We start from the raw sequence: 8,995 nt of genomic DNA on the forward strand, positions 1-8,995 counted from the left end.
TGGAGATGACCGAGATCCAGACCCGGCTGCTCGCCGAGGGCGGCCCGGCGGTGCTCTTCGAGCAGGTCACCGGGCCCGGCGGCCGGCGCTACGACATGCCGGTGCTGGCCAACCTCTTCGGCACGGTCGAGCGCGTCGCCTGGGGCATGGACCGCGAGCCGCACCAGCTGCGCGAGGTCGGCGAGACCCTGGCCTTCCTGCGCCAGCCCGAGCCGCCCGGCGGCTTCCGCGAGGCGGTCGGGATGCTGCCGCTGCTGCGCACCGTGATGGCGATGAAGCCGAAGACGCTCGGCGGCGGCGCGCCCTGCCAGGAGGTCGTGCTGACCGGCGAGGAGGTCGACCTCCACCAGCTGCCGATCCAGACCTGCTGGCCGGGCGAGCCGGCGCCGCTGATCACCTGGCCGCTGGTCGTCACCCGCGGCCCCGGCGACAAGCGCGAGGACGACTTCAACCTCGGCATCTACCGCATGCAGCTGCTGGACCGGAACCGGACCCTGATGCGCTGGCTGAAGCACCGCGGCGGCGCCCAGCACCACGCCCGCTGGAAGGCCGCCAGGCGCGAGCCGCTGCCGGCCGCCGTCGTGCTCGGCGCCGACCCGGGCACGATCCTGGCGGCGGTCACGCCGGTGCCCGAGACCCTGTCGGAGTATCAGTTCGCCGGCCTGCTGCGCGGCCGCAAGGTCGAGCTGGTCGACTGCCGGACGGTGCCGCTCAAGGTGCCGGCCGAGGCCGAGATCGTGCTCGAGGGTACCGTCAGCCTGGAGGACTACGAGGACGAGGGGCCCTACGGCGACCACACCGGCTACTACAACTCGGTCGAGCCCTTCCCGACCTTCACGGTCAGCGCGATCACCCGCCGGCAGCGGCCGATCTACCTCTCGACCTTCACCGGGCGACCGCCCGACGAGCCCTCGGTGCTCGGCGAGGCGCTCAACGAGGTCTTCATCCCGCTGCTGCAGCAGCAGTTCCCGGAGATCGTCGACTTCTGGCTGCCGCCCGAGGGCTGCAGCTACCGGATCGCCGTGATCGCGCTGAAGAAGGCCTATCCGGGCCACGCCAAGCGCGTGATGCTCGGCACCTGGTCCTATCTCAGGCAGTTCATGTACACGAAGTGGGTGATCGTCGTGGACGACACGGTCGATGCGCGCGACTGGAAGGACGTCTGGTGGGCGGTTTCGACCAAGATGGACCCGGCACGCGACATCACCGTCCTGGAGAACACGCCGATCGACTACCTGGACTTCGCCAGCCCGGAGTCGGGCCTGGGCTCCAAGATCGGCCTCGACGCGACCGACAAGTGGCCGCCCGAGACCAGGCGCGAGTGGGGGCGCGAGATCCGCATGGACCCCGCCGTGGTCGAGCGCGTCGACGCGCTCTGGCCCAGGCTCGGCCTGCCCGGCAGCGGCAAGGCGATCTGGAAGGGCTAGGCTAGCCCCGACCGCGAAGCCTCAGGCGGCGCGGACCCGGCGCAGGAAGTCGCCGACCTGGGCCTCGAGCTCGGTGACCGCGTCGGCCAGGGTCTCGGAGGCCGCCGCGTTCTCGCGCACGGCGCCGAGCGCGGTCCGGGCCGAGGCGCCGAGCTCGACGATCTCCCGGCCGGCCTGGCCGGCGCCCTCGGCGGCGCGGCTGGTGCCGCCGCCGATCTCCTTGACCGCCACCGACTGCTCCTCGACGGCCGCGGCGATCGCGCCGGCGACGCCGTCGAGCTTCTCGATGGTCTGGCGGATGCGCGCGATGGCCTGCACGGACTCGCCCGTGGCGCCCTGCATCTGGGCGATCTGCTGGCCGATCTCCTCGGTCGCCTTGGCGGTCTCGGTAGCCAGGTTCTTGACCTCGGAGGCGACCACGGCGAAGCCCTTGCCGGCCTCGCCGGCGCGCGCCGCCTCGATCGTCGCGTTGAGCGCCAAGAGGTTGGTCTGCTCGGCGATGTCCGAGATCAGCGTGACTACGGCGCCGATCTTCTCGGCGGCGGCCGAGAGGGCCTGGACCGTGGCGTCGGTCGCCTCGGCGTTGGCGACCGCCTCCTGGCTGATGCGGCCGGCCTCGGCGGCGCGACCGGCGATCTCGTCGATCGAACGGCCGAGCTCCTCGGTCGCCGCGGCGGCGTTGCCGACCTCCTCGACCGCGCCGTTGGTGCGCCCGGCCGCCGATTCGCTGCGCTCGCCCATGGCGGCGACCGCCTGGGACAGGTCCTCGCTGCGCAGGCGCAGGCCCTCGGCCTGCTGGGAGACCGCCTGGACGACCTGGGCGACGCTGCGCTCGAAGCCCGCCGCGAACTCGGTGAGCTCCTCCTTGCGCCGCACCGCGGCCTCGCGCTCGGCCTGCTCGCGCGCCTCGGAGGCGCGCTTGGCCTCGGCCTCGGCGGCCTGGGCCCGCCCCAGGGCCGCCTCGCTGCTGGTCAGCGCCCGATTGAGCTGGAAGGTCATCCAGACCAGCACCGCGGTCTCCACGACCACGATGACGGCGTGCAGGACGACGCGGAAGAAGTCGGCGCCGCCGGGGAAGACCGCGGCGGCGTAGAGGAAGTTGAAGCCGAGGTGGTGCAGCGCGATGGCCGCCGCCGCGACCAGCAGGGTCCTCCAGTCGCAGAAGGCGGCGAGCAGCGCCAAGCCCGCGAAGAAGTACATGTGCAGGTCGACCTGCCAGGGATGGCCACGGAAGACGTAGACCAGCAGCGCGATCATCACGACCAGGGCGACGCCCGCGACCGGCCGGGCCGCCTCGCCGGAGGCGTCGAAGCGCCAGGCCAGGGTCGCGGCCAGGGCGAAGGCCCCGGCGAGCGCCGCCGGCGCGAGGCTCCCGGTCCCGAGCAGCAGGCCGACGACGGCGATCAGCGGCACGTGGAGCCAGAGATAGAGGACCGCCGTGCGGGCGACCTGTCGGCGGATCGAATGCAAGGCGTTCACGGTCGGCCTCCCTGGTTGGTCGAAGCGGTCTCGAGATCGGCGGCGCAGGCGCCGGCGAAGGCGGGGTCGAGGGCGGCGAGCGCCCCCAGCCTCCAGATCGCCGGCCAGCCGAGGTCGTGCGGGAAGCGTGCGACCAGCAGGTTGTCGAAGCCGCCGGCACGCACCGCCAGCCCGTCCGCCGCGGCGACGGCGCGCAGCGCGGACTCGGCCGGCGTCCCCGGCGGGAACAGCAACGCGACCTCCTGGCCGGCCGACGGCTGGCGCAGCGCCAGGGCCGGAACGGCCAGCAGGCTGGAGAGCAGCAGGGCCGCGGCCGGCAGCAGGGCGCGAGCCTTGCCGCCCGCCGGACGCTCTTTCGGGGCACGCGCGAGGATTTTCATGCTGGCTTTCTAGGCCGGCAAGATGAACAGCCTGTTAAATCGCGCGGGGTTCGGCTCGAGCGGACCTAGCGCGCGGCCAGGGGCGGCCGGTCGCAGTGGCGGCCGCCATAGGTCGCCCAGGCGACCCGCACCGGCGGCAGCTCGATCCAGCTCTGCCAGGCCAGCACCAGCTCGCCTTGCGGACAGAGCGAGCCTTGCCAGGCTGCCAGCCAGCCCGGCGGCCGCCCGGCCTCGTCTTCCCGCCAGAGCAGGAGCGCCCCGGTCTCGGCGAGGGCGGCGGGATCGACCCAGGGGCTGCGCTCGGGCCGCCCCTCGATGAAGACCGGCGGCCGCTGCTCGCCGTAGGCGGCGGCGTTGCCGGCAAGCCAGAAGCTGCCGACCAGGGTCGGCAGCGGCGCGCCGCCCGACAGCTGTGCCCACTCTGCCTCGAGCGCCCGGGCCAGCGCCGGGCCGGGGAACTGGGCGCGCATGCCGCGGCCGCTGGTCAGCGGCTCGAAGAGGTTCTTGCCGAGGTAGCCGGCGAGCCCGGCGAGGACCAGCAGGACGGCGAGCCCGAGGGCGGCGAAGAGCCCGCGCCGGCTCGGCGCGCGCGGCAGCAGGAGCAGGCCGGCGAGCCCGAGCAGCGCGAAGTAGGGCGCGCCCCACATGGTCTCGAGCTCCTGCCCGGCGAGCAGCGAGTAGGCCAGCACGATCGCCAGCGGCAGGCCCAGCATCCAGAGCACGAAGAAGCGGTCGAAGCCGAGCGCGCTGCGCGGGTTGCCCAGGCCGGCCTCGCTCCGCCCCGGCAAGGCGAGCGCCGCCAGCACCAGCAGCGCCCCGAGGCAGTTCACCAGCTGCCCGGCGACGAACCAGGCCGGATACCACAGCCGCTCGACCCAGCCCGCGGCCTGGGCAGCGCGCATCGCCGGCGTGCCGAGCGGCAGGAAGTCGATGGTCCAGAGCGCGACGGCGTGGGGCGCCGCGACCAGCAGGAAGACGCCGAGCGCCAGCCAGGGCCCGCGCTTCGCGAGCGCGCGCCAGCCGGCCGGATGGCAGAGCAGCAGCAGCGCGACCGCGAGCAGCAGCGGCGCGGTCGAGTACTTGGCATAGACCGCCAGGCCGCCGACCAGGCCGAGCAGCAGCCAGTCGCGTTCGCGCCCCACCGCACTCCAGCCAGCCGGCCCCCGGCCAGCCACTCCTCGGCTGGCCGGTGTCCCGGCCAGCGCACGGTGCAGCAGCAGCGGCAAGAGCGCGAAGAAGGGGTACTGGACGACGTTGTGGTTGAACTCCGGAGAGGTGAAGCCGTAGTAGACGATCCCGACCAGCGGCAGCACCGCGAGGGCGGCGAGCGGCGCCGGCAGGATTCGCCCGGCGAGCCGCCAGGCGGCCCAGAAGGTCAGCGCCACGAACAGCGGGCTGGCCAGGTAGAGCACCGCGTGGCTGCCGCCGCCGAGCCGGTACAGCAGGTCCAGGACCCAGGCCGGCAGCGGCGGGTGCTTCCAGTAGGCGAGCTGCCACTCGCGCCCCCAGGTCAGCATCTCGACCGCGTCGAGCGGCAGGTTCAGCTGGGTCAGCACCGCGGCCAGCCACCAGACCGCCGCGTAAAGGCCGAGCGCCGTCCAGAAGGCCCGGACGGGCCGCCGGCGCAGCTGCGCCGTCAGGCGATCGGTCAGAGCCGCGGCGGTCGGTGCGCCCCTCATCAGCGCCGCCAGGTGACGATCGAGGAGACGGCGAAGTTCCAGACCGCGCCGACCAGGGCCCCGGCGAGGCCGGCGAGGCCCCAGTAGGCGCCTTCGCTGCCGTGGAGGAAGCTGGCGACGCCGATGTTGGCGACCGCGCCGACCGAGCAGATCGCATAGAAGCTGGCGAGGCCCCAGAGCAGGCGCCAGCCCTTCAGGCGCCGGTCCGCATAGGTCAGGAAGTTGTTCAGGAAGAAGTTGCTGGTCATGGCCGCCAGGGTGGCGACGGTCTGGCCGCCCGCGAAGCCGAGCCAGTCGTGGGTCGCCCAGAGCACGGCGAGATGCAGGCCGACGCCGATGCCGCCGACGAGGCAGAACAGAACGAAGCGCGCCGGCACGACGCCGCGCAGCGCCTTGTCGATGAGCAGCTGCAGGTACTCGGCGCCGACCAGGGAGTCGAACTTGCTGGTGCCGGCGTGGCGCGGCCGGAAGGTGTAGGGCAGCTCGAGCATGGTCAGCGGCCGCTCCGCCGAGGCCAGAATGTCGACCAGGATCTTGAAGCCAATGCCCGAGAGGCGGCGTACCGTCGCCTCGAAGGTTCGGCGGTCGAGAGCGAAAAAGCCGCTGAGCGGGTCGCTGACGTGGCTGCCGAGCAGCCAGTTGGCGAGCCGGGTGCCGAAGCGGCTGACATCCTTGCGGTTGCCGCTCAGGCCCTCCTCGCCGCCGCCGGCGGCATAGCGGCTGCCGAGCACGACCTCGGCCTCGCCGGCGCGGATGGTCCGCAGCATGACCGGCAGCAACCGCTCGTCGTGCTGCAGGTCGGCATCGATGCAGGCGATCACCGGCGCCGTGGAGCTGAGCGCACCCTCGATGAAGGCGCTCGAGAGGCCGCGCCGGCCGATCCGGTGCAGGAGCCGGACGTTGCCGGCCTCGGCGGCGAGGCCGGCGACCTCGCCGGGCGTGCCGTCGTCGCTGTCGTCGTCGACGAAGACGACCTCCCAGGACTCACCGGCGAGCGCCGCCGCCAGCGCGGCGTAGAGCGCGCGGACGTTGTCCCGCTCGTTGAGCGTCGGCACGACCACCGTCAGCTCGTAGGGCGGCAGCGGCACGCCCCGGCGGGCGGCGGTGTCGGGCTGGGCGGAAGTCATCGAGCGGTGGAGCGGGATCCCAGGGGCCGGAGGCGCCGGCGGTGTCAGGGTGGCCGGAGGCGCCGGCGGTGTCAGGGGGGCCGAAGGCGCCGGCAGTGGCAGAAGAAGATCGCCGGCGATATCTACCCGCTTCCGTCACGGCGGACAACGCTGCCCCGAGCACGCGGCGCTTGACCCTCCTGGTGCCGCGGGCGAGACAGGGGACGCCAAACGAGGAGCCCGCATGACCCGCGAAACCGCCGTCAACGCCGCCGCCGCCTTCTTCGACGAGGGCCGCTTCGAGACCGACCTGGCGCGGCGCGTCGCCATCGCCTCGACCAGCCAGGAGCCGGAGCAGCGGCCCGAGCTCGCGCGCTACCTGACCGGCGAGGTCGGCCCGGCCCTGGCCGCGCTCGGCTTCACCTGGTCGACCTTCGACAACCCCGAGATGGACGAGGTGCCCTTCCTGGTCGCCGAGCGGATCGAGGATCCGGCGCTGCCGACGGTGCTGACCTACGGCCACGGCGACACGGTGCGCGGCCACGAGGGACGCTGGCGCGACGGCCGCGATCCCTGGACCCTGAGCCGCGACGGCGACCGCCTCTACGGCCGCGGCACGGCCGACAACAAGGCCCAGCACACGATCAACCAGCTCGCCCTTGAGGCGGCCCTGAAGGCGCGCGACGGCAAGCTGGGCTACAACGTCAAGGTCCTGATCGAGACCGGCGAGGAGGTCGGCTCGCCCGGCCTGCGCCCCTTCTGCCGCGCCGAGGCCGAGCGCCTGAAGGCCGACCTGCTGGTCGCCTCCGACGGGCCGCGCGTGTCGCCGGACCGCCCGACGCTCTATTTCGGCTCGCGCGGCGTCATCAACTTCACCCTGACCGTCGACCTGCGCCAGGGCGCCCACCACAGCGGCAACTGGGGCGGCGCGCTGGCCAACCCGGGCACGATCCTGGCCAACGCCCTGGCCAGCCTAGTCGATGCGGACGGAACGATCCGCGTCGAGCGGCTGCGCCCGACCAGCCTGACCGAGGCGGTGCGCGCCGCCCTCGCCGACATCGAGATCGACGGCGGCCCCGGCGCGCCGGCGGTCGACGCCGACTGGGGCGAGCCCGGCCTGACCCCGGCCGAGCGGGTCTACGGCTGGAACGCCCTGGAGATCCTGGCCTTCGTGACCGGCGACCCGGCCAAGCCGGTCAACGCCATCCCGGGCCGCGCCGAGGCGGTCTGCCAGCTGCGCTTCGTCGTCGGCACGGCGCCCGAGGAGGTCGTGCCGGCGGTCGCCGAGCACCTCAAGCGCGCCGGCTTCCCGCAGGTCGTCGTCGCCCAGGCCAAGGACACGCCGATGCCGGCGACCCGCCTGGACCCGGGCCACCCGGCCGCGCGCTTCGCCGCCGCCTCGCTCGAGCGCACGACCGGCAAGCGCCCGGCGCTGCTGCCCAACCTCGGCGGCACCATCCCGAACGACGCCTTCAGCGAGATTCTCGCGATGCCGACGGTCTGGGTCCCACACTCCTACGCCGGCTGCAGCCAGCACGCGCCCAACGAGCACGTCCTGCGCCCGGTCTGCCGCGAGGCCCTGACCCTGATGGCCGGCCTCTGGTACGACCTCGGCGAGGCCGACAGCCCGCTCAGGGCCGCGTGACGGCCACGGGCGGGACCAGGGCCGGCGGCCTGCGCGGCCGGCTCGCCGGCCTGGCCGAGCTCTTCCCGGGACTGCTGGTCGCGATCATCGTCGCCCTGGCCGCGACCTTCCTGTCCGAGCACTACGGTGGGCCGGTCATGCTGTTCGCCCTGCTGCTCGGCATGCCGCTCTACTTCCTGAGCCAGGAGGGGCGCTGCGCCAAGGGCATCCAGGTCGCCTCGAAGCAGGTCCTGCGGGTCGGCGTGGCGCTGCTCGGCGCCCGGATCACGGCCTCCGCGATCGCCGAGCTGGGCCTGGCGCCGATCGTCATCGTGCTGGTCGCCGTGGTCTCGACGATCCTGCTCGGCGGCCTGCTGGCGCGCCGCCTGGGCCTGTCCCGGCAGTTCGGCACGCTGACCGCCGGCGCCACGGCGATCTGCGGCGCCTCGGCGGCGCTCGCCATCTCCTCGGTGCTGCCCAAGCACCCCAGGCACGAGCGCGACACCATCTTCGCCGTGGTCGGCGTGACCACGCTCTCGACCCTGGCGATGATCTTCTACCCGCTGCTGACCGCCGCGCTGGGCTTCGACGACGTCCAGGCCGGCCTGCTGTTCGGCGGCACGATTCACGACGTGGCGCAGGTCGTCGGCGCCGGCTACGCGGTCTCTGTGGAGGCCGGCGACGTCGCCACGGTGACCAAGCTGCTGCGCGTCGCGCTGCTGGTGCCGACCGTGCTGGCCATCGCCTTCCTCTACCGCGCCGAGCTCAAGGCCGAGGGCGGCCGCGCCAGACTGCCGGTGCCCGGCTTCCTGTTCGGCTTCATCGCCCTGGTCGCGATCAACTCCCTCGGCCTGCTGCCGGCGCCGGTGCAGGGCGGCCTGCAGGACCTCTCGCGCTGGTGCCTGGTCACGGCGATCGCCGCGCTTGGCATGAAGACCTCGATCAAGGCGCTGCTCCAGGTCGGCGGCCGCGCCGTCGCTCTCATCGTCGTCGAGACGCTGTTCATGCTGGGCCTCGTGCTCGCCCTGCTGCTGGCCGTGGCGTGAGGCGAGCCCCCGCCGCCTGCCGCGGCGGGAAAGGGTGGCGGCCCACCGGACTCGCTCGTGCATCTCGCACTTCTGGTTCGACAGGCTCACCATGAAGCGCGACCTGAAGCCTGAGAGAAGGCTTCCAACGCTTCACGGCGAGCCCGTCGAACCAGGCGCGCTTCCCGAAGCCTGCGGATAGGCTTGCTTCGCTTCATGGCGAGATGGCGTAATCGGGCTGATCTTGGTGGGGAGCGGTTGTCGAAGGGTGGCTG

The 8,995-nt window shown here is 73.3% G+C and carries 7 protein-coding genes; 3 read left to right on the top strand and 4 right to left on the bottom strand.

From position 1 onward, the window contains the following. A partial coding sequence (locus WD341_RS05535) for a UbiD family decarboxylase (protein WP_368424435.1) occupies positions 1-1,427 on the top strand: 1,427 nt, incomplete at its 5' end. A gap of 21 nt (positions 1,428-1,448) precedes the next feature. Here WD341_RS05535 and WD341_RS05540 read toward each other — a convergent pair. The 4 genes from WD341_RS05540 to WD341_RS05555 all read right to left on the bottom strand — a co-directional run bounded on the left by WD341_RS05540 (position 1,449) and on the right by WD341_RS05555 (position 6,092). Next, positions 1,449-2,906: a methyl-accepting chemotaxis protein gene (locus tag WD341_RS05540; RefSeq protein ID WP_368424436.1), complete on the bottom strand. Its 1,458-nt coding sequence runs from the start codon at positions 2,904-2,906 to the stop codon at positions 1,449-1,451. After that, on the bottom strand, positions 2,903-3,286 hold the full coding sequence (locus tag WD341_RS05545) for a hypothetical protein (RefSeq protein ID WP_368424437.1): 384 nt from the start codon (positions 3,284-3,286) through the stop codon (positions 2,903-2,905). The genes WD341_RS05540 and WD341_RS05545 overlap by 4 nt, the downstream gene beginning before the upstream one ends. Positions 3,287-3,351: 65 nt before the next feature. After that, on the bottom strand, positions 3,352-4,965 hold the full coding sequence (locus tag WD341_RS05550) for a glycosyltransferase family 39 protein (protein WP_368424438.1): 1,614 nt from the start codon (positions 4,963-4,965) through the stop codon (positions 3,352-3,354). After that, complete coding sequence (locus WD341_RS05555; RefSeq protein WP_368424439.1) at positions 4,965-6,092, bottom strand: glycosyltransferase; 1,128 nt, start codon at positions 6,090-6,092, stop codon at positions 4,965-4,967. Before WD341_RS05555 ends, WD341_RS05550 begins: the two co-directional genes overlap by 1 nt. Positions 6,093-6,315: 223 nt before the next feature. Between WD341_RS05555 and WD341_RS05560 the strand changes: the two genes are divergently transcribed. Both WD341_RS05560 and WD341_RS05565 read left to right on the top strand, forming a co-directional pair. Beyond that, positions 6,316-7,716 carry a M20 family metallopeptidase gene (locus WD341_RS05560; protein ID WP_368424440.1) on the top strand — a complete coding sequence of 467 codons (1,401 nt, stop codon included), beginning with the start codon at positions 6,316-6,318 and terminating at the stop codon, positions 7,714-7,716. Next, on the top strand, positions 7,713-8,741 hold the full coding sequence (locus WD341_RS05565; RefSeq protein ID WP_368424441.1) for a YeiH family protein: 1,029 nt from the start codon (positions 7,713-7,715) through the stop codon (positions 8,739-8,741). The genes WD341_RS05560 and WD341_RS05565 overlap by 4 nt, the downstream gene beginning before the upstream one ends. Positions 8,742-8,995: the final 254 nt, after the last annotated feature.

The sequence above is a fragment of the Tistlia sp. genome (genome assembly GCF_040905785.1).
GTDB lineage: Bacteria > Pseudomonadota > Alphaproteobacteria > Kiloniellales > DSM-21159 > Tistlia.